Below are 26,763 nucleotides of genomic sequence, written 5' to 3'. Positions count from 1 at the left end.
ATCTGGGTCACGCATAAAAGGAAATACCAAGGCAGCGGGCCGGCCACTGCCTTGGATAAATGCTAGTGCTGTTCCGGTACAAGAATCTCGCGTTTGCCGACGTGGTTGGCGGAACTGACCACGCCTTCCTCTTCCATCTGCTCCACCAGACGCGCCGCCTTGTTATAGCCGATCGCCAGTTTGCGCTGGATATAAGAGGTCGAGCATTTGCGGTCCTTGATCACAATCGCCACCGCCGTGTCATAAAGCGCGTTCTCGCTGTCCGATCCGTCACCAAGACCCAGCACCAGATCAATGCTGCTTTCCTGATCATCAGACGGGCCATCAACAACACCTGACATATACTCGGGCGGGCCAAAGCCTTTAAGGTGGTTCACGATCTCTTCGACTTCCTCGTCGCTCACGAAGGGGCCATGCACGCGGGTGATTTTCGATCCGCCCGCCATATAAAGCATGTCACCCATGCCCAAGAGCTGCTCTGCTCCCATTTCACCCAAAATCGTGCGGCTGTCGATTTTCGAGGTCACTTGGAAGGAAATCCGCGTCGGGAAGTTCGCCTTGATCGTACCGGTGATCACATCGACCGACGGACGCTGTGTCGCCATGATCAGGTGAATACCCGAGGCGCGCGCCATCTGTGCCAGACGCTGGATGCAGGCTTCGATCTCTTTACCGGCGACCATCATCAGATCGGCCATCTCGTCCACGATCACAACGATGTAAGGCAGCACTTCGGGCTGGAATTCCTCGGTCTCGAAAATCGGATCGCCGGTTTCATCGTCAAATCCGGTCTGCACCGTGCGGCTGAACATTTCACCCTTAGCCAGCGCGTCCTTCACGCGGCCATTGAAACCATCAATGTTGCGCACACCCATCTTGGACATCTTGCGATAGCGTTCTTCCATCTCGCCCACGACCCATTTCAGGGCAACCACCGCCTTTTTGGGGTCGGTCACAACAGGTGAGAGCAGATGCGGGATGCCGTCATAGACGCTGAGTTCGAGCATCTTGGGATCAATCATGATCATCCGGCATTCTTCGGGGCTCAGCTTGTAGAGCAACGACAGGATCATCGTGTTGATCGCCACCGATTTCCCCGAACCCGTTGTACCGGCAATCAGCAGGTGAGGCATCTTGGCAAGGTTTGCGATAATCGGCTCACCGCCAATATCCTTGCCCAGCGCCAGCGGCAGTTTCTGGTTGCCGTCCCCGAAATCACGGTGCGACAGGATTTCACGTAGCACCACCTTTTCGCGGTTCTCGTTGGGCAGTTCGATCCCGATCACCGACCGGCCTGGCACGGTGGAAACACGGGCAGAGAGGGCAGACATAGAGCGCGCGATATCATCGGACAGACCAATGACGCGGCTGGCCTTCAGACCCGGCGCAGGCTCAAGCTCGTACATGGTCACAACAGGACCGGGACGGACCGAGACGATTTCACCCTTCACGCCATAATCATCCAGCACGCTTTCCAGCATACGTGCGTTTTCCTCCAAGGCTTCATCGCTCAGGTGATGGCGCTGGATTTCGATCGGGTTTGTCAACAGACCCAGCGGCGGATGCTCATAGGTCGCATATTTATCGTCAAACTTCAGTGCAGGTTGCGCTTCGGCCTGTGCCTGACGCGAGGGTTGCGGCGGGCGCTTGGGCGGGTGCTGAACAACGCTGCGTGGCTCTGGCGCGGGCGGTGTGGGCACGCGCACCTCTGGAATTGGCATATGCGGCGCGGCCATCCGTTCCGTATCATCCGCACGGTCCAGCACCAGATCATCATCACTTTCCAACAGGGCTTCTTCTTGCGGCGGTGTAAAGACCAGTGGCTGCGGCCCCCGCCCTGCGGTCAGCGAAGGCTCGATCCGGACACCCGTCGGGGATGGCGGCACGGCACGGTTCTTGATCGCATCAGCGATGCGCGCACTCACACGGTCAGCACCGCCTGCGGCAGGCACACCGTGCGCAACAGGTTCCCGCGTCACCAATTCAGGTTCCGGCATCGGGTCATTGCGTTTCAACAGACCGGACAGGAAACCACCCTGCGGCTCTGGCGCAGTGGCACGGGCCGGAGCAGCAAGCGGTGGTGCCGGTGGCATTTTTGGTACCGTCACAGGTGGCTGTGATGTGGGCATGACGGGGTTCGCGCGCACAACGGCTGCGGCGCGCGCGCGCGCATCGTCGGCCAGTGGGGGCACCGAGAAGGGATCGTCCAAGGCAGGTTCCTGCGCGCGGGCCGCGCGGATTTCATGCATTTGTTCGCGACGCGCTTGTACGGTCGCGGTCATGCCTTGTGCGGCCTGTGCGGAAAGTGCCGCCCCTTTGCCAAGGGCACGCAGCACCATCGCATAAAGCATCACCGTGCCCAGAAAGGCAAAGCGCCCACCGGTTTTCAATTCGGGGCGCGTAAATCCAAGCACAAACGCCATGAGCGCGAGCAGCGCCACACCGGTCAGGAACGACAGAAGTTTCACGCCGAAGATCGCACCAAAGGGCACGATCGTCAGAATAACACCCAGAACGGTATCGCCGAAAAGACCGCCCAGACCAAAGTTGGCAGGCCAATCCACACCCGGCGTCAGCGTTGCGGCATGCACCGAGGCCAGCACAATCGCAACCGGTGCAAAGATCACGCGGCCAATGGCGCGTTCCTGGCCGTGATGCAGAACAAAACGCAGACCCCATGTCAGCAAGATCACAGGCATGACCCAAGTGCCCAGACCGATCACCATCATCAGCGGTGCAGCCACCGACGCACCAAAATGGCCAAGCCAGTTTTGCACGGGTGCATCCGTTGCAGAAATCCAGCTTGGATCATCCGGAGAATAGCTGCCCACCATCACGGCAATCAGCAGACCGACACAGATCAGGCCAATGCCCAAAAGCTCTTTGCTGCGTTTCTCGATCGCGGCCTGCGTGGTGCTGTCCAAAAGCGGGTCGCGCCGCCGGGATTGGTAAGATGCCATTACTCTTGTTCCTCAACCATATAAACAGTCGCGGATCAGGGTCAGACCGCGCTGCATTTCTTGTGTTGGGGCCACCATGGCGACCCGAATGTATGTCTTGCCGGGGTTTTCCCCGTTTGTCTCTCTGCTCAGATATGCACCGGGCAGCACCCGCACGCCGGTTTCCTGCCACAGCTTGACGGCGGATGTTTCGCCGTCTTCGGTCGGCAACCACAAAAAGAACCCCGCCTGCGGGGACTGATAGCCGTCAACATGGCCCAGAATATCATCCGCGATCTCGTACTTGCGGTGATAGAGGGCGCGGTTTTCGATCACATGCGCCTCATCGTTCCACGCAGCAGCCGCAACCGCCTGCAAAGGTTCGGGCAAGGGCGCACCCGCGAAGGCACGCAACAAACGGATGCGCTCCATCGACTTTGGCCCGCCCGCGCAAAAACCGGACCGCAGGCCCGGCAGGTTCGAGCGCTTGGACAGCGAGTGAAAGATCACAACGCGCTCGGGGTCAGCACCCATCTGCGTGGCGATCTGCAAGGCACCGGGGGGTGGCGTGTCGCGGTAAATCTCGGAATAGCACTCATCGGCGAAAATGATGAAATCATGCTTTTCAGCCAGCGTGATCAGATTGCGCCAATAGTCCTCATCCGCGACCGCGCCTTGGGGGTTGGCGGGCGAACAGATATAGGCAATTGCCGTGCGGTCCAGAATATCGACAGGCAAAGCGTGGAAGTCAGGCAAATGGCCTGTTTCTTTGACCGCAGGGACATAGACCGCCTCGGCACCCACAGACAGAGCCGCCACCGCATAGACCTGATAAAACGGGTTAGGCGTCAGGATCACTGGCTTGCCGTTCTTGTCTTCGCGGCAAAGCGCCATCGCGGCGTTATACAGCCCCTCGCGGGTGCCGTTCAGCGTCAGAATTTGTTGATGCGGGATATCCAGATCATAACGCCGCTTGAGAAAACCGCTGATCGCATCCAGCAAGGCGGGTGTGCCGTAGTTGTCCGGATACTTCCCGAAACCTGCCAGATTGTCCGCAATGATATCGCCGACAAAGCCGGGGAACGCATGGCGCGGCTCGCCAATCGTCATGTTGATTGTCTCGGCACCGCGCGTCGGCACGTCTAACAGAGCACGCAAGCGTGGCCACGTCGCTGCCGGAAGGTCCGAAAACCGCTCAGGAAATACCATAACTGCCTCAATTTACGGGATCATTTCGCCCCGCTTTTTTCCAAACTAACGCGGCAGCGGGCGTTCTGTCCAGAAGAAGGGATCAAACGGCGCAGAATTTGTGGCTTTTCGGTCAGTTGGGGGGGTGAAACCCGAGAACTCTTTAACTACCCCAAAGCCCGCTCTGCCGCCGCCGCCAGCCGCAACAGCGCCGCCTCGGTTCCGTTTCGTCCGTTGAACATGATCCCGCAGGACGGCACGCCCGTTGGCAGTGTCACAGAACACACATCCATCAGGTTCGCGATACGTGTATTCCGCAGCGCCAGCAGGTTCTCGGTCTTGTAATAGTCGTCGTCGGACAATAGCCGCGCGGCATCGGGTGGCAGGATCGCGGCGGTGGGCATGATCACCGCGTCGAATTGCGCTGTCTCTGCGGCATATTGCTTGCGGATGTCGCGCAGCAGGTTCCATCCGGCGCAATAATCCGGCCCGCTGACGGTCTTGCCGCCGCGTACCCGTTCAAGGATTTGCGGGAACATCTTTTCGGGATGCGCCTCGACCCGATCGCGCCACCAGCCATAGCTGTCGGCAGCGTAAAGATTGCCCGCCACGTTGAATGCATCGAAAAGCTGCGAAAAATAGCGGTGTTCGATCACGGCGCCTGCCGCCTGCAACCGTGCGACAGCACCGTCAAACGCCGCGCGCGGGGCGTCGCGGACATCGTCGGGCGCTATGGTATCCAGTACCATCAGGCGCACGCCCTCAAGACTGCTCCCCGCAAGATCAACGGCACGACTGCCCTCGAGCGCGGCCAGCAAAAGCCCCGCATCCTCAACCGACCGGCACAATGGACCAACGGTATCAAAGGTCAGGCAGAGCGGCACGACACCCTCAAGCGACAGGCGCGCGTGCGTCGTCTTGAGCCCCACCAGATCATTCCACGCCGAAGGAATGCGGACCGATCCCCCTGTATCAGAGCCGATACCGGCGGCAGCCAGTCCAAAGGCAACCGAAGCCGCAGCCCCTGACGAAGACCCCCCCGGCACGGCATCAGGATCATTCACGCAAGGTGGCGTCGCGGTGATCGGGTTCAGCCCGAGGCCGGAGAACGCGATTTCGGACATATGTGTCTTGCCAAGGCAGACCAGCCCTGCCGCCGTGGCGTTTTGCAACACCTCGGCATCCGTGTCCGGCACGCGGCCTTCCATCAGTGCCGTTCCCGCCTCGGTCGCCACACCTGCGGTATCAAACAGATCTTTCCAGGACACCGGCACACCATCCAGCGCACTGCGACGCATCCCTGCCCTCGCGCGCTCCGATGCCGCTTTGGCCTCGGCGCGGGCGCGATCATGCGTCACACGGGCGTAGATGCGGTCGCGGTGCTCGTGCGCATCAATTGCGTCCAGATAGACCTCGGCCAAGGCTATCGGATCAATTTCGCCCGCACCAATTGCACGGCCCAGATCCGCCGCTGTCATCCATCGCCAGTCTTGCATATTATTCTCCTGTTCGAAGCCACGGTAGCGGCCAAGCAGCGCATGGACAATCCCGTCCTGACACGCATATTGCACGGTATGAAAACAGATCTCATCATTGTGGGCGGCGGGCTCAACGGGCCGGCCCTGGCGCTGGCAACAGCGCAGGCGGGGTTTACCGTCACCATTGTCGACAGCCTTCCGTTGGATACCCGCAAACGGATTGATTTCGACGGACGCAGCTATGCGCTTGCGCTAGCATCCAAGCGGCTTTTGAGCGGCATCGGCATCTGGCCGCAAATCGCCGACAACGCCCAACCGATGCTGGAAATCAAGGTCACCGACGGGCGTGCCGGCGAAGGGCCGTCCCCCTGGATGATGCATTTTGACCATGCCGAGATCGAAGAAGGCCCCATGGGCTTTATGGTCGAAGACCGCCACCTGCGGCGCGCGTTTCTTGATGCCATGGCAAAAGATGACCGGATTACGCATCTGTCCGGCGAAACCGTTGTTGCGCAATCTGTCGATGCAGGCGGGGTGCAGGTCACATTGGCCTCCGGCACGCAGATCAGTGGCAAGGTGCTTATCGGGTCGGACGGGCGCAAAAGCGGCACCGCCGAACGCGCAGGCATCAAGCGCACAGGCTGGGGGTACGGCCAAACCGCCGTCGTCTGCGCGGTCAAGCATGAACAGCCCCACGGCGGTATCGCGCATCAGTTCTTTATGCCCGCAGGCCCTTTGGCGATCCTCCCCCTGACAAAAGACCGCAGTTCGATTGTCTGGAGCGAAAGCGATGCGCGCGCGCAGGCGCTGATGGCGATGAATGACGCGGAGTTTCTCGACGCCCTCCGCCCCGCCTTTGGCAGCTTTCTCGGGCAGATCAGCCTGACCGGTGCGCGTTTCAGCTATCCTTTGGGGCTGACGCTGGCCAACAGTTTCATCGCAGAGCGCACCGCACTGATCGGCGACGCCGCCCACGGTGTGCACCCCATTGCGGGCCAAGGCCTGAACGCCGGTCTGCGCGATGTGGCGGCTTTGGCCGAGGTGTTGGAGAGTGCGCGCGCACGCGGTGAAGACATCGGCGGCGCGCAAACACTGGCGCGCTATCAGACATGGCGGCGGTTCGATACGGCAACGCTGGCGCTGGCCACCGACACGTTCAACCGGCTCTTTTCAAACGACAACCCGATCTTGCGCGCCGCGCGCGATATCGGCATGGGTCTGGTAAACGCCGCACCGGGATTGCGGCGCAGCTTCATCCGCGAAGCGGCAGGGCTGACCGGTGATTTACCGCGACTGATGCGTGGGTGAGTGTTGGACTAGAGGCGTTGCAAGCAAACGAGCGGTCTTGTTGGCATGTGCAAAGATAGCATTACAATTGAGTAAAGGTAGCGTATTTTGATGTTTCTATTGCACCACACACCATAGAAATCGTAGCTCTTGGCCAAATGAGACTTGGTCAGCCTGGCTGCCGCCGCTCTGGCGGCGTAAGGGCTTGTGTGTGAATAGCCAGTCTGCAGCAAGGTACGAGCGCATCTGATGCTTACAGTTATCATCCCCAGTTATAACGAAGAAATCCGTATCGCGTCATGTATTGATGCTATAGCCGCGCAATCCGGGTTACCCAACGGCCATGCTATCCAGGTTATCGTTGCGGCCAACGGGTGTCACGATCGTACAGTGCAACGCGCCAATGAAAGGGCCGCCGCGTTACGGGAAAAGGGATTTGATCTTGTTGTGCTGGATATAGCGCAAGGAAACAAAATGAACGCCCTGAACGAGGCCGAAAAAGTCGCCGCCTATGACACGCGCGTTTACTTGGATGCGGACGTCATTCTCAGTAACACTGTTCTTGTGGAGCTCACGGACATTCTCTCGGCCGAAGAGCCGCGTTATGCGAGCGGTACAGTCCGCATCCCTCGCCCCACGAGCATCATCAGTCGGGCTTATGCGAAAGTATGGACGAACCTGCCATTCGTTCGCGATGGTGTGCCGGGCATCGGACTATATGCAACTAACGCCAATGGACGTGCACGTTGGGACGAATTTCCTGCAATATACTCTGATGACCGATTCGTGCGCCTCCAGTTTGCGCCACATGAACGGTTCAAGACGCAAGCGACGTATGAATGGCCATTGCCCGAAGGTTTCAGCAATCTGGTGCATGTGCGGCACCGATGGAGCGAGGGCAACATGGAGCTGGCTGAAAAATACCCGGAACTGATGAAGAACGACAGCCAGCGTAACAAAACAGCCAGCAATATACTGAGCTTGTTTGCAGCACCTTTTTCATCAGCTATCTTTGTACTGGTTTTTTTCGTAAGCAATGTCCGGGCAAGCCGCACCAAGAATGGCGATACCTTTATCTGGCGGCGCGGTCGGGATTGATCAGGGCATTCTACACGAACCTAACGACCTGCCGGTGTTTGTCGCAGTAGCTGGATCGCATTGGCTGCAATCATAGCAATCCCTCCCAGTTCCATGATCCAATTCATCCTGACATTTGCGATTTCATACCCTATGAAACGGTCAAAGTGGTGAAAACCTGCCGCACGGATAATGATGAAAGTGCAAAGGAACCCAAGACCAGTCAAAGCAAGCCAGTTTTGCACAAATGAGCGCCGCATCATGACAGCCAGGCCAACCGAAAACAGCACACCAGTCATAGCCACAAAACCAATGAAAATGAGCTGGACGGACGCCCGATCTTCATACCAGCCTTGAGCTAATGCAAGGCAACGCCCAGCGGCGGTCAATGCTGATTGCAGATCAAGCTGCTTGTTGATTGATAGTGCCAACAAAAGAACGCCGAGCAGGAACCAGAACACGCGCAGTCTACCCTTCTGGTTCGTCATCACGACGAAAGACATCCCACCTGCCACGACATAAGACAAAACGGTAAACCAACCCATCACGGTAGGATCGCCTATCTGTGGTGACCAGCTTGTGGCGATGCAGGCTGTAAGCTCCGCAAGTGTCATATGAGTCCTATTAAAAAGCACGTTCCGTCAACAACGCATTACCACAGACCGTCGGCTAATACCGTTTGATAATTAGCTTGAACAGCTCTCGTCAGCCAGGCCAATATCGCTGCATTCTCTACCAAATCTGTTACATGACCGCTCGGACTTCTGAAGAATTGCATGAACCATGCTGTCGCTGGTCATTTTCGAGTTCAAACCAAAAACAGCCCCTGCGCGCGAAACGACACTTTTCTAGGCGGACGCCTAATAATTCAATGAAATCAGGTACATAAAAATGAGCTTCTACCAAGAAGAAAGCTTGGTATATCTCGTCGGAGGTCTCAAACAGGCCAAAACAGGCGAAGGGGCTTGATCAACCCGCATAACTGCAACATCTTTATTGCCACAAAGCATGCCTGAGAGATCGCCAAAAAATATCTTGGTGTGTCCGGCCATATTGGATTCGCAGGCCTTTGCCTGCTGCTCAAGAGTGAGAAAACTGTGTTGCGTAAAACAAGTCTCTTTCTTGCTATTTTCACTTTGCTTTTGGGTGCTGGCTACGGCTTGGTTGTCGCAAAGTTCAAAATCTTCCCCTACGCTGCCCTGAACTCGGCATGGGACGCTGTGATGGGCGATAACGCCAACATGCTACAAACCGGACCCTGGACCATTGGAATTTACGAAGGCACTGACCCGCTTGACATTAGACCAACAGAGGGCGCAAGAAACCCGGTTCTTACAGAAGATGACGTCACCGATATCAAGGCAGCTTTCGTCGCTGACCCGTTCCTCCTGCGGGAAGATGATCAGTACTACATGTTTTTTGAGATCCTGAACCAGGCAAACAATCAGGGTGACATCGGATATGCCAAAAGCACTGATGGGCTCGATTGGGAATACGGCCAAGTCATTCTGGATGAAGACTTTCATCTTTCGTACCCAAACGTGTTCAAGTGGAACGATGAGCATTACATGGTTCCGGAGAGCCATGAGGTCTCTTCTGTCCGCTTATATAAGGCGTCAGATTTCCCAGTCGCTTGGGAATATGTCGGCGACCTGTTGGCAGGCTATTTGTTTGTTGACCCGACTGTCTTCTACTTTGACGACATGTGGTGGATGTTTTCCACAACGCCACGCAACGATGTTCTTAATATCCACTTCTCCGAGCAGCTCGAAAGCGGGTGGACCCCGCACACCATGAACCCGATCATCAGAGACGATGCGAACATTTCCCGGCCCGGTGGCGGTGTCATCATACGTAACGGTCGGCCAATCCGCTTTGCGCAGGATGCTGATCCAGAATACGGGATACAGGTACGAGCGTTCGAGATCACAGACCTCTCACCTACAAGTTATGCCGAAGTCCTGATTGCCGATGATCCCGTGCTAGCGCCATCTGGCGAGGGGTGGAATGCTGCCGGCATGCATCATGTTTCGATTATTCAGGCACCCGGAAGGCATTTGGCTGCAGTCGATGGTCGGGACAGGTAGGGTTTTAAAAGGAGATTTAGGCGCATTATCAAGGTGACTTCACAATACTGAAGAGATGATGGTGAAAGAGCCCAGAGCACCAACAAAACTATGATCGCACATGCGATTGATCACTCATTGCGGTCTTCTAGTCATCCGTTTTCTGCAAGCCGGAGAGCTCAAAAAGGCGGACCGAAGGCCTCTATATGCTTAAGAAAGAAAATTGATAAACTTGGCGTTGAGACGATCTGACTTCTGCACCTGTCCAACATCATTGAATGTTGATGTCTAAAAGCTTGCTTATGGCGCTGCGCTTTAGATACATGGTGAGACTAGTTCACGCTTTAGTTAGAGGTTCTTAGTTATGGTAAGAAAAAGTTTCGCCAGTTTCGTACTTTCTGCTGGTTTGGCGCTGTTATTCTCGTGGCCAGCAGAAAGTCATGCCCAAGAAAGGCCTTTGAACCAGCGCGTGATACAATCAGGGCACAGCCTCACTGACGGGATTTTCGAACCTCTGCGGGCGATGGTGCGGTATGCAGGTAGTCCGACAGTTGTCATTGATAAATCCACAATTCCAGGAAGCCCCATGGAAATGCGTTGGGAACAGGCTCCAGGCTACGGCCAACCTGATGCAAAAAGTGATATCGCAAATTACGACACCCTTGTGCTGACCGAACGCGTCCCGCTCTCGAGTACACTCCCATGGCATAATTCAATCGAGCAATCGCTTTTGTGGTTCGAAAATTCATGGGAAAACGGCAACCAAGGAAAGGGTGCTGAGACGATCCTCTACGCAACATGGGTGGACATTGATAGCGGCCCAAACACTCAGTTTCCTTGGAATGATCCTGAAAAGTTCACACCATTTCGCGAACGTCTAGATCTAGAGATGGTCCGCTGGCAAAGCATGTTGGACTATACAAACGAGAATCGGCCAGCCGGTTCGCCAGAAATGCGAATGATCCCCGGTCCGCTCTTAATGGCTGCGATATATGACGAGATTGAGGCAGGCAATGCCCCCGGCTTGGATGATTTTTCTGATCTTTTTGAAGACATGATTCATCTCAATGCGCTCGGAAACTACTATATTGCGCTGGCCCATTTTGCGGTGATCTATGGCCGCGACCCGCGCGGAATGCAGAACATGGGGGGCGCAACCCCCGAACAAGCAAGGTTTATGCAAGATCTCGTTTGGAAGGTGCTTTCTGAATAATTCTCTGCCACTGCCCTGCAACAGGGTTTTGAACTTGAAGCGACGCAGCAGGGTTCCCAAATGTTGTGTTCTCTAAGAGTCCGTATTCGTTGAGCAGACCGACGAATCTGAGCCCTGACTGCCAGTAAAGTGCCATATTTCAACAGGTTGATGTCGCCTGGAGCGAGATTTCGCGCGTGCCTATGACGGTGCAACCGACGCGGCTTCCTTATACCTAGGTTTCGACCATCAGGGTGTCTGGAATTTCATGGTTCAAAAAACCGCTCAGACACCAGATTGCTGTTATTTTAGGAATTGGATACGCGCCTAGGCGCTGCCGCCTAGGTCAAATTGTATCCCAGCGAGTTCTTTCCGCGTGTGGGCTTCATAGTCACTCACCTGCCCATAGTGCCAAGCTAGATGGTGCGTTTTTGGCCTCTTGCGGCACGGATTGTCCGCTATGCCCTACGCAATGACTGTGCAACGCGCAGGCGGCTATCACTGGTCAATTGTTCAGCCATATCATCGCGGCCATTCAACGGCTGCATGCACAGCCAGCTTCAATATTACCGCAAGGCCAAGGAACGCTAAGCGAAGACAACTCGTCTCGACCGTCCAATCGATCCCCAATCTGGGGAATACTCTATCGATCCAATCTTGGAGGCCGAAAGTCACGCTCGGACGGCACAACACGAGGCCTAAACACCCAACGAGCTATGTTGGCAGGCTTGATTGCGGCGTGAGGCCAGAAAACGAACATCTGCCATGAGATGTGACCCAGCCCACCAAATTAGGCCACTGATGCTACAATTAATCTGCCTTTTGCACTAACGCTGCATGTGGGCGGCCAAGTGGTTAGCTCGAAATGGTCACATGCAGGGAGTAAACCTGCTTGTGACATCAAGAAAACTGACATAATTTTGCCTATTGTTGCTGGTATTTGTAATGCTTCTGTTCCCGAGGCTGTTTGGTAGTTCTGTTGCCCCTATCACGAGATGATATCGATTTCGCCGAAACTGACATCGCCATTGTCGGAATGGCTGCGCATTTACCTGGTGCAGATACGGTTGCGGCCTATTGGGACAATCTGAAAAACGGCATCGAATCGATCCGCCATTACAGCAAGGAAGAATTGCTGGCGGCGGGCGAGGCCGCGCATCGTCTGAACAGGCCCGATTACGTGCCTGCTGCGGCACCGCTTTCCGGTTACCAGAATTTTGACACCGAGTTCTTCGGCCTCTCCGCCAAAGAAGCCGCCATCATGGACCCGCAGCACCGCCGTTTCCTTGAGGTGGCGTGGGAGGCCATGGAAAACGCAGGCCATATGCCGGAAAACGCGAAAGGCCCGATTGGTGTTTTTGCGGGCTGCGGCATGGGCAGCTATTTCTATTTCAACATCTGCTCGAACCCCAAACTGGTCGACAATGTGGGGATGTTCCTGCTGCGTCACACCGGCAACGACAAGGATTTCCTGACTACACGGCTGAGCCATATTTTCGACCTCAAAGGCCCGAGTGTGAACGTGCAGACCGCTTGCTCCACCTCTCTGGTTGCGACCCATTACGCCACGCAGGCCCTGCTGTCGGGTGAATGTGACATGGCGCTGGCGGGCGGTGTCACGATCGAACTGCCACAGGACCGCGGGTATATCTACAAAGAGGGCGAGGTGCTGTCGCCTGACGGCCATTGCCACGCTTTTGACCATCGCGCGCAAGGCACGGTTTTCGGGTCGGGCGCGGGTGTAGTGGTCCTGCGCCGTCTGAAAGATGCGATTGCCGACGGTGATCATATCTGGGCTGTCATCAAGGGTTCGGCGATCAACAACGATGGCGCGGCCAAGGCCGGCTATCTTGCCCCCTCTGTAGACGGACAGGCCGAGGCGATTGCAGAGGCGCAGATGATTGCCGAGACGCCCGCCGACACCATCGACTATATCGAATGCCACGGCACCGGCACCTATCTGGGTGACCCGATCGAGGTTGCCGCACTCACGCAGGCCTTTCAGGAAACCACGGACGAGGTGGGGTTCTGCCGGATCGGTTCGGTGAAAACCAACATCGGCCATCTGGATACGGCGGCGGGCGTGGCCAGTCTGATCAAGACCTCGCTCGCGCTGCATCACAAACTGATTCCTGCATCGCTGGGTTATGAAAAGCCCAATCCTGCGATTGATTTCGAAACCTCGCCTTTTCGCGTGAATGACAGGCTGACCGATTGGGTCAGCCATAAAGGGCCAAGGCGCGCCGGTGTGAATTCGCTGGGTGTGGGCGGGACCAACGCCCATGTCGTGTTGCAGGAAGCGCCGGAATTGCCGCCGTCGGATGCGTCGGATTGGCCGTTTCAGATTCTCACGGTCTCGGGGCGTAACAAGGCCGCACTTGATGCCAATTGCGCCGCGCTAGCCGCGCACCTGCGCGCAAACCCTGACCAGCCGCTTGCTGACGTGGCATGGACCCTGCAAAAGGGGCGTCGCGCGTTTGAGCGCCGCCGCGTGATTGTGGCCGAGACCCATGAAGACGCCGCAGCCCAGCTGGAAGCAAACGACCCCCGCCGCGCGTTCAGCCATACGGTCGTGGGTGAAGACCCCGATTATGTTTTCATGTTCCCCGGTGGTGGCGCGCAATATGCGGGCATGGCGCGGGACCTTTACGAGACCGAGCCTGTCTTTGCGGAATGGATGGATCAGGGTCTGGCCATCCTGCAACCCAAGCTGGATTACGATATCCGCGCGCTTTGGCTGCCCGAGCCCGGGCAGGAAGCCGCCGCTGATGCCAAGCTGACCCAACCTTCCGTGCAATTGCCGCTGATCATGATCGTGGAATATGCGCTGGCGCAACTCTGGATGAGCTGGGGTGTGCAGCCTGCCGCCCTGACAGGTCATTCGATGGGTGAGAACACCGCCGCCTGTGTCGCCGGTGTCATGTCTTTCGAGGACTGCATCGGACTGGTGCATTTGCGCGGCAAGCTATTTGATACCGTTCCTGCGGGCGGCATGTTGTCGATTGCACTGCCTGCGGATCAGTTGGAACCCTTCCTGGGCGATGATCTGGATTTGGGCGCTGTGAACGCCCCTTCACTCAGCGTCGCCACTGGTCCGCAATCAGCGCTCGATGATCTTGAGGCGCGGCTGAAGGCCAAGGATATCGACTGCCAGCGCATTCCGATTGATATCGCTGCACATTCGCGGATGCTTGACCCGATCCTGAAGGATTTCGGCGATTACCTGCGGTCAATTGAGCTGCATGCCCCGAAGATCCCGTTCACGTCCAATCGCACGGGTGCATTCATCACCGATGAACAGGCGCAGGACCCCGAATACTGGGTCGGCCATCTGCGCGGCACGGTGCGCTTTGCCGATTGCCTGACCACGCTGGCCGAAAAAGACGACCGCGTCTTTATCGAAGTCGGCCCCGGCAAGGCGATGTCGTCGCTGGCGGGCCAGCATGGCAAGGTGACTGCAAATCAGGTGATTTCGAGCCTGCGCCACCCCAAGGACGATATCGCGGATGATGCTTATTTCATGGCGATGCTGGGCCGTGTCTGGGCCGTTGGCGGCACATTTGACTGGGGCCAGATCTGGGGCGATGCGCGGCGTTTGCGCGTCCCGCTCCCAACCTATGCGTTCCAGCATGCCGCCTATTTCATCGAACCCGGCACAGCGACGACAGATGAGGCCAGCGAGTGGCTGACCCGCAACACGCCGCCCGATGAATGGGGTTATCGCCCTGCATGGCTGCCGCGCTATGCGGCCTGCGACGTGGACGTCACCGGTGATCTGTCCGAGGCCGAAGAACAGATATGGCTGGTCTTTGCCGATGATGCGGGCCTGTGCGCCGCCGCCGCTGAAAGGTTGCGCGACGCTGGGCATGATGTGGTCACAGTACGCCCCGGTGATACTTTTGCGCGTGATGGCGCGGGGGGATATTTCCTTGCCCCTGAACGTGGGCGCGAAGGCTATGATCTACTGATTGCCGATCTCAACACCCGCGATCTGATCCCGACCCGTATTCTGCACGGCTGGATGATTACGGCGGATGAAAGTTTCCGCCCCGGTTCAAGCTTCTTCCACCGCGTGCAGGAACAGGGGTTCTATAGCCTGTTCTTCCTTGCCCAAGCGATTGGTGGCGAGGATTTGGCAGGCGATATTCATATGATCGTGCTGTCAAACGGGGCCGCCCAGCACAAGGGCGAGGCCCTGCCGCACCCGGAAAAAGCCACGCTTGCTGGCCCTGCGCGTGTCATCCCGCGTGAGTTCCCACATCTGACGGTGGCGACGCTTGATCTGGAATTGCCGCAGGCCGAGGGACGCAAGAAGCGCCGGATGGCCAAAGCCGATACCGACCGTTTGGTGGGCCATATCCTTGAGGACGCGCTGGCCGATCCGGGCAATGGCACCGCATTGGTGCGCGGGGGAAAGCGGTTCGCGCTCACCTATAAACCTGCGGCGCTGACCGATTTGCCTGATGACGGCCCATTGCCTGTGTTGAAAGACAAAGGTGTCTATCTGATCACCGGTGGTTTTGGTGGCATCGGCCTGACGCTGGCCGAGGCACTGATCAAACGCTGTGGTGCGCGGATTGCGCTTCTGTCGCGGAGTGCTTTGCCGCCGCGTGACGCGTGGGAGACGACGCTGAGAAATACCCCGCCAACCGCGTCACTTGCACGGCGCATCAAGGCGGTGCAGGCGCTTGAGGCGTTGGGCGGTGAGATCCTGTCGGTCGCGGCGGATGTGAGCAACGTCGAGGATATCCGCGACGCCCGCGCGCAGGTTGAGGCGGCGTTCGGGCCGATCAACGGGGTGATCCATGCCGCTGGCCACATCGACGACGCGCCGATTATGGCCAAGGATGTGACCAGCATCGAAGATGTCTTTGCCCCGAAAATCCACGGCACCCAAGTGCTGGACGAGGTGTTCCCTGACGGCGATCTGGACTGGCTTGTGCTTTTCGCCTCAAGTTCAACTGCTACGGCACCCATCGGGCAGGTCGATTATGTGGCGGCGAACGAATACCTGAACGCCTATGCCAAATCGCGCAGCGGCGGTACGACGATGGTGCGCGCGATCAACTGGGGCATCTGGGCCGATGTGGGTATGGCGGCCGATGCGATGGAAGAACGCACCGGTGCCGCAGCCCCTGCCGAGGTGACGGATGTCAGCGCGCCCATGCTGGATCAGGCGACATTTGATCGTGCGGGCGCGCGTGTCTTTACCGCGTCCTACACAGTGGCGGACCGCTGGTTTCTGGATGAGCACCGCACCAAGGCAGGTGACGCGCTCGTGCCGGGTACCGGATATCTGGAAATGGCCGCCGAGGCCCTGCAAAGCATGGGTGAAACGGCCGCCTTTGAAATCCGTGACCTCTATTTCCTGCGCCCCTTTGCGGTGGGTGATAGCGGATCTGTGAACCTGCGCCTGACCTTGCCGCGCAGTGAAGCAGGCTATGAGTTTTTGGTCGAAAGCGGCACGGATGGTGCCTTTGCCCAGAACGCACAGGCCAGTCTGCAAATCCTGCCCATGGGCGCGCCTGCGCCGCTGGATATTGCCGCCATCGCCGCGCGCTGTGCGCCGCCGATTGAAGCGGGTGAACTGGGCTGGATTGCGTCACCGCAAGAGGCGCATCTGAAATTCGGTCCGCGCTGGCGGGTCCTGCAATCCACGGCCCTTGGCGATGATGAGGGGCTTGCCACGCTCGCGCTGCCGCAAGCCGCGGCGGGGGATGCAGAGGCAGGTTATTTGCTGCATCCCGGCATGTTGGATCTGGCCACGGGCTGGGCTATGAAGCTGATCAAGGGCTATACCGCGCAGCACCTTTGGGTGCCGGTGTCCTATCGGTCGGTCAAGGTCTATGCCCCGCTGCCTGCACAGGTGGTCAGCTGGGTGCGCAACGCGCGCGACAACACGTCAGACAGCGACATCGCCAGCTTTGACATCACGCTTGCCGCTCCGGACGGGACGGTCTGTGTGGACATCACCGGATTTACGATCCGCCAGATGGCCGAGATGACAGGCTTTGGCGCGCAAGATCCTGCCCCTGCAACGGCGGGGCAGGATGATGTGGTACGACCCTTGTCACCTGCCGAAGAACGGCTGCGCCATAACCTGTCGCAAGGTATCCGTGCAGAGGAAGGGGCGGACCTGTTCTTGCGTGCGCTCATCAGCCCGCATCAACAGGTGATCCTGTCGTCGCTTGATCTGGAGGCGCTGATTGCGCAGGCGGGCCAAAGTGATGACGATGATGCCGAAGACGGGCAGAAATTCTCGCGTCCGCAACTCGATAGTGACTATGTCGCCCCCGAAGGTCCGATCGAAGAGCGGCTGGCCGGTTTCTGGCAGGACCTTCTGGGTGTCGATCAGATCGGCGCCGAGGACAGTTTCTTTGATCTTGGTGGCCATTCCCTGATTGCGGTCCGGCTCTTTGCGCAAATCCGCAAGGCGTTTTCCGTTGATTTCCCGATTTCCGTGCTGTTCGAGGCCCCGACAATCCGCAAATGTGCGGCGCTGATTGCCGCACGCGGTGTGACGGTTGAGGGCGGAGATGCGCCAGCCGACGCCCCCAAAACGCATACGCGGCGCTTTACCCATCTGGTGCCGATGCATCAGGGCGAAGGCGGGCGGAAGCCGCCGTTCTTTCTTGTGGCGGGGATGTTCGGTAACGTTTTGAACCTGCGCCATCTGGCCCATCTGATCGGCAGCGACCGTCCGTTCTACGGTTTGCAGGCGCGCGGCCTATTGGGTGACGAAGAACCGCACCGCACGATTGAGGCCGCTGCCACTGATTACATTGCCGAGATGCGGCAGGTGCAGCCGCATGGTCCCTATCACTTGGGCGGTTTTTCCGGTGGCGGCATTACGGCCTTTGAAATTGCCCACCAGCTGCGCGCGCAGGGTGAAGAGGTTGCTGCACTTGTGTTACTGGATACGCCGCTACCGGTCCGCCCAATCATGGATCGCGGCGATCGTTTACGCACGAAATTGCAGGATATCCAGCGCGGCGGTCCGATGTATCTGGTGAACTGGTTCAAGTCGCGGGTCGCATGGGAGATCGCGAAACGAAAAGGCCGCGAAGAGACCGCCGAGGAAGGTCAGCAATTTCATAATCTGGCGATTCAGGATGCGTTCCTGGAAAGCGTCGGCGCCTATCAGGTCAAACCCTGGGATGGGACGATGGCACTGTTCCGCCCGCCCTTGGTGCCGAAATGGACTGTTGGCAACCGGCTCATTAGTTCGGAACGCACCTATCTTTATCCTGACAATGACTGGACCAGGTTTGTTCCGGGTCTGGAAGTGTTCGAAGTCCCTGGTGACCATGACAGCATGGTGCTTGAACCCAATGTGCGCGTGCTGGCTGCCCGCATCCGCCGCTATCTTGAAAGGCCGGCGGGAGTTGCAAACACTTATAGGGAAGCCGCTGAATAGATGTCTGATCCAAGCATCCTGACAATCGTGCTGAATTATAAGACAGCACAGATGACGCTGGAAGCGGCAGACGCCGCGCGGGTGGCGATGCAGGGTTTGCCGGGCGAGATTGTGATCGTCGATAATGACAGTCAGGACGGATCATTCGAGACGATGGCGGCGCATGTCGTCTCTGCGGGCTGGGACAGGACCCGTGTGATCCAGTCGGGCCGCAACGGCGGCTTTGGCGCGGGCAATAACGTTGGTATTCGTGCGGGGCTGTCGGATGGCGGCAGGCCGGATTACGTCTATATCCTGAACTCGGACGCCTTTCCCAAGCCCGATGCGATCCGTGTGCTGTATGACCATCTGAACACAACCCCGAGTACCGGTTTCGCCGGTAGCTTTATCGCCGGTGAAGACGGTGTGCAGCACACCACGACCTTTCGTTTCCCTTCGGTCTGGAGCGAATTGGAAGGGTCCATCCATTTCGGCCCTGTCAGCAAGGTGTTGAAATCCTATCGGGTGCCCAGAGAGTTGACCGAGACAGCCCCTGTCGATTGGCTGGCCGGTGCCAGCATGATGATCCGGCAGGACGTGCTGGATGAAATCGGGTTGTTTGACGAGACATTCTTTTTGTATTTCGAGGAAACCGATCTGTGCCGCCGTGTGCAAAAGGCGGGGCATCAGGGCATGTTCCTTGCCGATAGCGTGGTCACACATCTGGGATCGGTTTCAACCGGAATGAAGGAATGGAAGCGCGTGCCGGACTACTGGTTCGATTCGCGCTGGTATTACTTCGCCAAGAATCACGGGCGTGCTTATGCCACCTGTGCCACGATCATGCATTTGACGGGCGGCGGCCTGCACTGGCTGCGCTGTAAATTGACTGGAAAAGGACATGGCGCGGCCCCGCATTTCCTGCGGACAATGGCTGCGCATGACTTTGCCGCAATATTCAAACCCATGCGCGGACAGCCCCTTCAGGGGCGTCTGCAAACCGGAGAAGAGTGACATGTCCACATTTCGCGCGGTCATCATCGGAAACGAATCCCTTGCCATTCAATGCGGCGAGATGCTGCGTGATGCGGGCCATACGCTTGTTGCCGTTGTGACGCGTAACACGGATGTGGCCGCATGGGCGCGGGATGCGGGCCTGCCGGTTGTGTCCTCTGACGATGATCTGGTGCCGGCCCTGTCGGACCTATCTTTTGACTGGCTCTTATCCATCGCCAACCTTGATATGATCCCCGATGCCGTGCTGGCCCTGCCCGCGCGCGGGGTGGCAAATTTCCATGATGGCCCATTGCCACGCTATGCGGGTTTGAATGCACCGGTTTGGGCGCTCTTGGCGGGTGAGGCCGAGTACGGCATCAGCTGGCATTTGATCGAAGGCGGCGTGGATGAAGGCAGGCTGCTGGCGCAAAGCTTTTTTGATGTGGCCCCCGATGAAAACGTTCTGACGCTGAATGCAAAATGCTATGCCGCCGCGATCGACAGTTTCGCCACGGTGATCGACAAGCTGGCCAGTGACGCCCCCGTCGTGACAGCACAAGACCTGACGCAGCGCACCTATTTCGCCAAGAATGACAGGCCAGCCAACGCCGCACGTCTGGATTTCACCCAAACTGCGCGCAAGATCACGACGCTGGTGCATGCGCTGGACCACGGTGACTATTGGAACCCGCTGACCTGCCCCAAGATCGCGACGGATGCAGGTGTGTTTCTTGTTGCCAAGGCAGTTGCCGAAAAAACCACGTCTGATGCGGCACCCGGCACGGTGATGGCCGTGGGCGATGACAGTCTCACCGTTGCAACTGGCACCGCGCCTGTCACCCTGCGGGGGTTGCGCGATGCGGTGGGGCGCGCTGTCGCTGTCGCAGATGTTGCGCAAGTTGGCGATGTGCTGCCAAAGCTGACACCCGAAGAAGGCGCGGCGCTGACCGCAGCGCTCAAAGCCACACTGAAACACGAGGGGACATGGCGCAAAGCGCTTGCGGCGATGACCCCTGCCAACCTGCCGCTGATCGACATGGGCGCGGGTGAAGGCGAGGTTATCAGCCTGCCGTTGACGGGCGATGCCGCTGATTTGGCTCGCGCGCTTGGGGCGTTTGGGGCCGCGTTGTCAGATGATCCTGTCACGCTGGCGCTCGGTGTCGTACATGACTACCCCGGCTATCTGAATGACTGGGTGCCCGTTGGCGCGGACGATGATTTTGATTCAGCCGCCGCCCGTGGCCCATTTGCCGCCGATCTTTGTGCCCGAATTCCCGGTGGCGTGGCGATGCCTGCCTTGGGGCTGTCGTCACAAGGCCACATCAACGGGACCGCCCTGACAGTGGCGGGGAACACGCTCTACGCCGATACGGGCAAGATGAGCGCGGCAACCGCCCGACTGATGGCCGCGCGCCTTGATCATATGGCAGCACAGATCGCCAAGGGCGAGGCCCCCACGATCCTGTCCGAGGCAGAGCGGCAGACCGTTCTTTATGACTGGAACGCGACCGCCACGGACTACCCTGCCGACCTGTGCATCCATCAGGCCTTCGAGGCGCAGGTCGCCCGCACCCCCGATGCCGAGGCACTGGCCTTTGAGGGCGAAAGCCTGACCTATGCGGAACTGAACACCCGCGCCAATGCGCTGGCTCATGTGCTGCGCGCCAAAGGCGTTGGCCCTGACGCGATTGTTGGTCTACACCTGCGGCGTTCCTCCGCGCTTTTGATCGGGGCCTTGGCTATCATGAAAGCGGGCGGTGCCTATCTGCCGATGGACCCTGCCTATCCCGCCGACCGGACAGCCCATTTTATCGCAGACAGCGGCACGAAGGTGATCGTGACCGACAGCGCCCTTGCCGCCGATCTGCCACCATCCGATGCCGAAACCGTGCTGGTTGATGCCTTGCCCGCAGGTACCGAGACGGGCAATCCTGACAGCGGCGTCACCGGCGCGCATCTGGCCTATATGATCTATACCTCAGGCTCGACCGGTAAGCCGAAAGGCGTGATGGTCGAACACCGCAATGTTGCGAATTTCTTTACCGGCATGGACGACCGCATTGCGCATGATCCGCCCGGTGTATGGATGGCGGTCACATCGCTGTCGTTTGATATTTCGGTGCTGGAGCTGTTCTGGACCCTCGCGCGGGGGTTCAAGCTTGTAATCTCGGGCGACGAAAGCCGTGCACTGGTCGCAGGGGAAGGCAGCGCGCCGGGTGTCGGCATGGATTTCAGTCTGTTTTACTGGGGCAATGATGACGGGATCGGGCGCGACAAGTACAGGTCGCTTCTGGAAGGCGCGCAATTCGCCGACAAAAACGGATTCTGTGCGGTCTGGACGCCTGAACGCCATTTCCACGCTTTTGGTGGGCCTTACCCGAACCCGTCTGTGACGGGTGCCGCCGTTGCTGCCGTGACCCAAAATCTCGCGGTGCGGGCGGGGTCTTGCGTGGCACCTCTGCATCACACGGCACGGATCGCCGAAGAATGGGCGGTGATTGATAACCTGACAAACGGGCGCACCGGGCTTGCCATTGCCTCTGGCTGGCAGCCCGATGATTTTGTGCTGCGGCCCGAAAACACGCCGCCCAAGAACAAACCCGCGATGTTTGATGCGATCCGCGATTTGCGCAAACTTTGGGCCGGTGAAACCGTGGAATTCCCGCGTGCGAACGGCGAAATGCACGGTGTCGTCACGCAGCCGCGCCCTGTTTCAAAGAAACTCAATGTTTGGGTCACGACCGCTGGCAACCCCGAAACGTGGAAAGAGGCGGGGACCAACGGTTGCAACGTGCTGACCCATCTCTTGGGGCAGAGCGTGGGCGAAGTGGCCGAAAAGATCGTGATCTATCATGATGCATTGCGCGCGGCGGGCCACAACCCCGACGATTTCACCGTCACCTTGATGCTGCACAGCTTCCTGTCCGACACCCGCGACCACGCCCGCGAAATCGCGCGTGAGCCGATGAAGGACTACCTGCGTGCGGCTGCTGGTCTGATCAAGCAATATGCGTGGGCCTTTCCCGCGTTCAAGAAACCCAAGGGTGTCGAAAACCCGATGCAGATTGATCTCGGCTCGCTCGACGAAGACGAGATGGACGGCATTCTGGAATTCGCCTTCGAGCGCTATTTCAACGACAGCGGGCTGTTCGGCACGGTCGAGGATGCGATTGAACGCGTCAAAGAGGTCAAGGCCATTGGCGTCACCGAGGTGGCCTGCCTGATTGATTACGGCATTGACGTGGACCTTGTGCTGGAGGGGTTGAAGCCGCTGGCAAAGGTTGTGGCGGCCAGCAATCAGGAGGTCGCACAGGGCGATTATTCCATCGCGGCCCAGATTGCCCGCCATAAAGTCACCCATCTGCAATGCACCCCCTCCATGGCGCAAATGCTGACGATGAACGACGAGGCGCGCGCAGCCCTGTCGGGGATCAAACACATGATGGTCGGGGGCGAGGCCCTGCCGAGTGCGCTGGCCGATGAGCTGCGCCAGATCACAGGCGGGCATGTCGAAAACATGTATGGGCCGACAGAAACGACGATCTGGTCAACCACCCAGACCGCGCAAGCGGGACAGGGTGCGGTGCCCATCGGAACACCTATCGCAAATACGCAGGTTTATGTGCTGGATGATGCCATGCAGCCTGTGCCGATTGGTGTGCCGGGCGAGCTCTATATCGGCGGCGCAGGTGTGACGCGTGGCTATTTCCAGCGTGATGAACTGACTGCCGAACGCTTCCTGCCCAACCCCTTTGCCGAAGGGCGGATGTATCGCACCGGTGATCTGGCGCGCTGGCGGCCTGATGGGCGGCTTGATTTTCTGGGGCGCGCTGATTTTCAGGTCAAACTGCGAGGGTACCGCGTGGAACTGGGCGAAATCGAAAGCGTGATCGATCGGCATGAGGCGGTTCAGCAATCCGTGGTCGTGGCGCGCGAAGACACGCCTGGGGTGGTGCAACTGGTTGGCTATCTGTTGGCCGATGGCAAGGTGGACGAGGCCGCGTTGCGCAAAGAGATGCTGCAATCCCTGCCGGACTACATGGTGCCGCGCCATTTCATGACGCTGGATGCCTTTCCCTTGACGCCCAACAAGAAGATCGACCGCAAGGCGTTGCCGGCGCCCACCCTTGGGCAGGCCCCCGCTGCACCTGCGCCGGTCGCGGCACCTGCGGTGTCTCCGGCCCCCGTTGATTTGGGATCAGAGGCCGAGATCAGCGACAGGATCGCCGCGATCTGGTCTGCGACACTTGGTGTGCCGCAAATCGGGGCGAAAGACAGCTTCTTTGATCTTGGCGGGCATTCCCTGCTGGCAGTGCAGGTTCACCGTGAAATTCGCGCGTCGATGGGTGTGCAGAAACTGTCGATCACCGATATTTTCCGCGCGCCCACCTTGGGTGCGTTGGCAAAGATCGTGGCACAAAAGGTCGGCGCAAAGCCCGCACCACCGCAACCCGCTGCCGAAACGCCGCCGCCAGCGGTGGCACCTGCGGCTGCACAACCCACCGGCGACCCCCTCCAAGACGCGATGGCCCGCCGCCGTGAAATGCGTGAGCGCAGGCGCAATCGCTGATGGAAGGCGTAAGGGCGGCTCTGCGGCAAATGCTTGGCCCCCATGCCGGGATCGGTGTAACTGATCCGGCCCAAGACGCCGCGCTTTGGGATGAAGAGGCCGCCGCAGTCGCCCGCGCCGTCCCGAAACGCCGCACCGAATTTGCCGCAGGGCGCTGTGCCGCGCGTGCTGCAATGGCCGAGATCGGGTTTGCGCCCGCCGCGATCCCGCAGGGTCCTGATCGCGCACCCATCTGGCCATCTGGGGTGTCAGGATCGATCGCCCATTGCGACGCCTGCTGCGTATCCGTTGTCGCCTTGAAGGAAGACCATCAAACGCTTGGCGTCGATATTGAACCGGCTACGCCACTCGCCCCCGATCTGTTCGCGGTCATCTGCACCACGGCAGAGCGCGCGTGGCTTGCGGGTGAACCTGATCCGGGCCTTGCCGCAAAGATGATCTTCAGTGCCAAAGAAGCTGTTTATAAGGCCCAATACCCGCTGACCGGCAAGGTCATCGGGTTTGACGCGGTGACGCTTGATATGACCGACGGCGCATTTCGTGTTGTTGGTGATCCCACCCTTGCAAACATGAAAGGTGCGATCTTGATCGAAGGCGGTCTGATCCTATCTGTTGCCTATGTTTAAACGTATCGCGTTATTTGTTATTGCACCCGCCCTCGCTGTCTTGGCCGCACTTGGCCTCTATGCGCGCGATCCTGCGCCACTTGATAAAGACACCTTTGAAGCGCTTTACGCAGAACCCGCCCCAAAGCCTGATGGCCTGCGGCAGGTCTTCCACATCGGCCATAGTCTTGTGGGCCGTGATATGCCTGCGATGCTCGCCCAATTGGCGGGTGAGGGGCATGACTATACTAGCCAGTTGGGATGGGGCGCGACGCTGAAATCGCACTGGGAACCGGATGTTGCGATCAACGGTTTCGCCGAGGAAAACGCGCATGAAAAATACCGTGATGCACACGAAGCGGTGGAGTCCGGCGATTATGATGCGCTTGTTTTGACCGAGATGGTCGAGATCAAGGATGCGATCAGGTATTTTGACAGCCCAACCTATGTTTATCGCTGGACCGACATGGCCCAGGCCCGCGGTCTGCCAGTCTATCTCTATGAGACATGGCACCAGTTGAATGATGAGACCGGTTGGCTGACACGTCTTGATCAGGATTTGGGTCTATACTGGGAAGATGCCATTCTGCGACCGGCACTTGCACGGGCCGAGACCCCGCAACCGGTGTACCTTATCCCCGGTGGTCAGGTCATGGCCGCTTTCGCGCGCGCCTTGGAAGCACAGGGACCGGTGGGGCCTTTGGCCAGCCATGAAGATCTGTTCAGCGATGACATCCACTTCAACGACTATGGCGCCTATCTGATGGCGCTGACGCATTATGCGGTGCTCTATCAGCAAAGCCCTGTCGGGCTGCCGCACCAGCTATTGCGCGCAGATGGCACAGCTGCGGATGATCCGGGCGCAGAGGCCGCGCGTCTGATGCAAAACGTCGTCTGGGATGTCGTGACATCCCTGCCCCGCACGGGGGTGCGAAGCTGACCTGATCTATTTATATTCGATCAGCACCATGTCCTTGTTGCGAAACCGTCGCCAGAAATAAGTCAGCATGCCGATGACATTGGGCACTTTGGACAGGCTGAGGAAAACAGCCTGATGGCGGGCCTTGTCCGCAGCCAACCCTTCGGCTTGCAAACCGCGGACGGTGCGGACGTAGGACAAAAGATAGAGCAAGGCGACCGGCACCAGCAGCCACGGTGCAAAGATGAAACCCACACAGGCAACAAGCGGAAGGATTGCGCCGAAAACCAAAATGCGGATGCGGGTGCGCCGTGCATATTCAGGGTGCAACCTGCTCACTTGGGTAAAGGCGTGCCCCGCGCGCACCGCCCTCTGCCACCACTGTCCAAAGCGCATCATATCCGCATCGTGTTTCGTCATCTTCTCAGGCAGACGATGCAACCGCCATCCTGCTTTACCGACACGGATGCAGAACTCTTCATCCTCTCCGGCAATGATTCCGGGGTTGAAACCGTTGACCTCAAGAAAGACGGCCGAACGGACGAGCATATCACCACCGCAAACGTCAATATCACCCGCAGGTCTGTGCCATTCGAAATCGGCCAGTCCGTTGTAGACGCTGGCATCGGGGTATAACTCTGAACGCCAACCGGTGACGATGCCCATGTCATCATGTGCGGCAAGTGCTGCAAGTCCGCGCTCGATCCAGCCCGGTTCAACCATGCAATCACCGTCAATGAACTGGACAAATTCCGGCACGGGATCGAGGGCCGCAAAACCCGCGTTGCGCGCCCTTGCGGCGGTGAAAGGCACGCTGAGGTCCAGTTCGACCACCTGTGCGCCGGCATCGCGTGCGGCCTGCAGGCTGTTATCGGTTGACCCGCTATCCACATAAACGATGCGCGGCACGACCCCCTGCAGCGATGCAAGGCTGGCCACCAGGCGCGCACCCTCGTTGCGCCCAATCACGACCACGGCAATGTCGGCTGTGTCTGTCATGCGCTGTGCGTTCCGGTGGTTTGCGAAAGTGGTGTCATCGGTGTCTCCATG

Annotated in this window: 14 protein-coding genes; 9 read left to right on the top strand and 5 right to left on the bottom strand. The window is 58.5% G+C overall.

Features of this window, described 5'->3' with window-relative positions:
* Positions 1-62: 62 nt before the first annotated feature.
* The 3 genes from C7964_RS01785 to C7964_RS01775 all read right to left on the bottom strand — a co-directional run bounded on the left by C7964_RS01785 (position 63) and on the right by C7964_RS01775 (position 5,623).
* Entirely contained in the window at positions 63-2,960 is a 2,898-nt protein-coding gene (locus tag C7964_RS01785; RefSeq protein ID WP_110277990.1) for a DNA translocase FtsK, read from the bottom strand.
* Positions 2,961-2,972: 12 nt separating this feature from the next.
* On the bottom strand, positions 2,973-4,148 hold the full coding sequence (locus tag C7964_RS01780; protein WP_110277989.1) for an aminotransferase class I/II-fold pyridoxal phosphate-dependent enzyme: 1,176 nt from the start codon (positions 4,146-4,148) through the stop codon (positions 2,973-2,975).
* A gap of 146 nt (positions 4,149-4,294) precedes the next feature.
* The gene (locus C7964_RS01775) at positions 4,295-5,623 is read right to left on the bottom strand and encodes an amidase (protein ID WP_110277988.1); all 1,329 of its coding nucleotides are present in this window, start codon (positions 5,621-5,623) and stop codon (positions 4,295-4,297) included.
* 42 nt (positions 5,624-5,665) lie between these two features.
* On the opposite strand from C7964_RS01775, the gene C7964_RS01770 reads away from it, so the two are divergent.
* Both C7964_RS01770 and C7964_RS01765 read left to right on the top strand, forming a co-directional pair.
* On the top strand, positions 5,666-6,913 hold the full coding sequence (locus C7964_RS01770) for a UbiH/UbiF/VisC/COQ6 family ubiquinone biosynthesis hydroxylase (RefSeq protein ID WP_110277987.1): 1,248 nt from the start codon (positions 5,666-5,668) through the stop codon (positions 6,911-6,913).
* A 228-nt stretch (positions 6,914-7,141) separates the two neighbouring features.
* Entirely contained in the window at positions 7,142-7,990 is an 849-nt protein-coding gene (locus tag C7964_RS01765) for a glycosyltransferase family 2 protein (protein ID WP_110277986.1), read from the top strand.
* 20 nt (positions 7,991-8,010) lie between these two features.
* On the opposite strand, the gene C7964_RS01760 is transcribed toward C7964_RS01765, so the two are convergent.
* The gene (locus tag C7964_RS01760) at positions 8,011-8,583 is read right to left on the bottom strand and encodes an isopropylmalate isomerase (RefSeq protein WP_110277985.1); all 573 of its coding nucleotides are present in this window, start codon (positions 8,581-8,583) and stop codon (positions 8,011-8,013) included.
* A gap of 483 nt (positions 8,584-9,066) precedes the next feature.
* On the opposite strand from C7964_RS01760, the gene C7964_RS01755 reads away from it, so the two are divergent.
* The 7 genes from C7964_RS01755 (at position 9,067) to C7964_RS01725 (ending at position 25,734) form a co-directional block, all read left to right on the top strand.
* Positions 9,067-10,056, top strand: a complete 990-nt coding sequence (locus tag C7964_RS01755) for a glucosamine inositolphosphorylceramide transferase family protein (protein WP_146214814.1) — start codon at positions 9,067-9,069, stop codon at positions 10,054-10,056.
* A 343-nt stretch (positions 10,057-10,399) separates the two neighbouring features.
* The gene (locus tag C7964_RS01750; protein ID WP_146214813.1) at positions 10,400-11,248 is read left to right on the top strand and encodes a hypothetical protein; all 849 of its coding nucleotides are present in this window, start codon (positions 10,400-10,402) and stop codon (positions 11,246-11,248) included.
* A 955-nt stretch (positions 11,249-12,203) separates the two neighbouring features.
* Positions 12,204-18,644 (top strand): type I polyketide synthase, encoded by a 6,441-nt coding sequence (locus tag C7964_RS01745; protein ID WP_110278517.1) that lies wholly within the window; start codon positions 12,204-12,206, stop codon positions 18,642-18,644.
* Positions 18,645-19,637 carry a glycosyltransferase family 2 protein gene (locus C7964_RS01740; RefSeq protein WP_110277982.1) on the top strand — a complete coding sequence of 331 codons (993 nt, stop codon included), beginning with the start codon at positions 18,645-18,647 and terminating at the stop codon, positions 19,635-19,637.
* 1 nt (position 19,638) lies between these two features.
* Positions 19,639-24,189, top strand: a complete 4,551-nt coding sequence (locus C7964_RS01735; protein ID WP_110277981.1) for a MupA/Atu3671 family FMN-dependent luciferase-like monooxygenase — start codon at positions 19,639-19,641, stop codon at positions 24,187-24,189.
* Entirely contained in the window at positions 24,189-24,815 is a 627-nt protein-coding gene (locus C7964_RS01730) for a 4'-phosphopantetheinyl transferase family protein (protein WP_110277980.1), read from the top strand. Before C7964_RS01735 ends, C7964_RS01730 begins: the two co-directional genes overlap by 1 nt.
* Entirely contained in the window at positions 24,808-25,734 is a 927-nt protein-coding gene (locus C7964_RS01725; protein ID WP_110277979.1) for a hypothetical protein, read from the top strand. The genes C7964_RS01730 and C7964_RS01725 overlap by 8 nt, the downstream gene beginning before the upstream one ends.
* Before the next feature lie 6 nt (positions 25,735-25,740).
* Here C7964_RS01725 and C7964_RS01720 read toward each other — a convergent pair whose 3' ends face one another.
* Positions 25,741-26,712 (bottom strand): glycosyltransferase family 2 protein, encoded by a 972-nt coding sequence (locus tag C7964_RS01720; protein WP_110277978.1) that lies wholly within the window; start codon positions 26,710-26,712, stop codon positions 25,741-25,743.
* Positions 26,713-26,763: the final 51 nt, after the last annotated feature.

This window comes from Loktanella sp. PT4BL, assembly GCF_003201935.1.
In the GTDB taxonomy this organism is placed as follows: Bacteria; Pseudomonadota; Alphaproteobacteria; order Rhodobacterales; family Rhodobacteraceae; genus Yoonia.
The sequence above is the reverse complement of the archived record's forward strand: the minus strand, read 5'-3'. Positions and strand labels throughout refer to the sequence as shown.

What these genes read in the sequence shown, in the direction of transcription:
- C7964_RS01785 (WP_110277990.1), bottom strand. Translation starts at nt 2,960, where the DNA reads ATGGCATCTTACCAATCCCGGCGGCGCGACCCGCTTTTGGACAGCACC.
- C7964_RS01780 (WP_110277989.1), bottom strand. Translation starts at nt 4,148, where the DNA reads ATGGTATTTCCTGAGCGGTTTTCGGACCTTCCGGCAGCGACGTGGCCA.
- C7964_RS01775 (WP_110277988.1), bottom strand. Translation starts at nt 5,623, where the DNA reads ATGCAAGACTGGCGATGGATGACAGCGGCGGATCTGGGCCGTGCAATT.
- C7964_RS01770 (WP_110277987.1), top strand. Translation starts at nt 5,666, where the DNA reads ATGGACAATCCCGTCCTGACACGCATATTGCACGGTATGAAAACAGAT.
- C7964_RS01765 (WP_110277986.1), top strand. Translation starts at nt 7,142, where the DNA reads ATGCTTACAGTTATCATCCCCAGTTATAACGAAGAAATCCGTATCGCG.
- C7964_RS01760 (WP_110277985.1), bottom strand. Translation starts at nt 8,583, where the DNA reads ATGACACTTGCGGAGCTTACAGCCTGCATCGCCACAAGCTGGTCACCA.
- C7964_RS01750 (WP_146214813.1), top strand. Translation starts at nt 10,400, where the DNA reads ATGGTAAGAAAAAGTTTCGCCAGTTTCGTACTTTCTGCTGGTTTGGCG.
- C7964_RS01740 (WP_110277982.1), top strand. Translation starts at nt 18,645, where the DNA reads ATGTCTGATCCAAGCATCCTGACAATCGTGCTGAATTATAAGACAGCA.
- C7964_RS01735 (WP_110277981.1), top strand. Translation starts at nt 19,639, where the DNA reads ATGTCCACATTTCGCGCGGTCATCATCGGAAACGAATCCCTTGCCATT.
- C7964_RS01730 (WP_110277980.1), top strand. Translation starts at nt 24,189, where the DNA reads ATGGAAGGCGTAAGGGCGGCTCTGCGGCAAATGCTTGGCCCCCATGCC.
- C7964_RS01725 (WP_110277979.1), top strand. Translation starts at nt 24,808, where the DNA reads ATGTTTAAACGTATCGCGTTATTTGTTATTGCACCCGCCCTCGCTGTC.
- C7964_RS01720 (WP_110277978.1), bottom strand. Translation starts at nt 26,712, where the DNA reads ATGACAGACACAGCCGACATTGCCGTGGTCGTGATTGGGCGCAACGAG.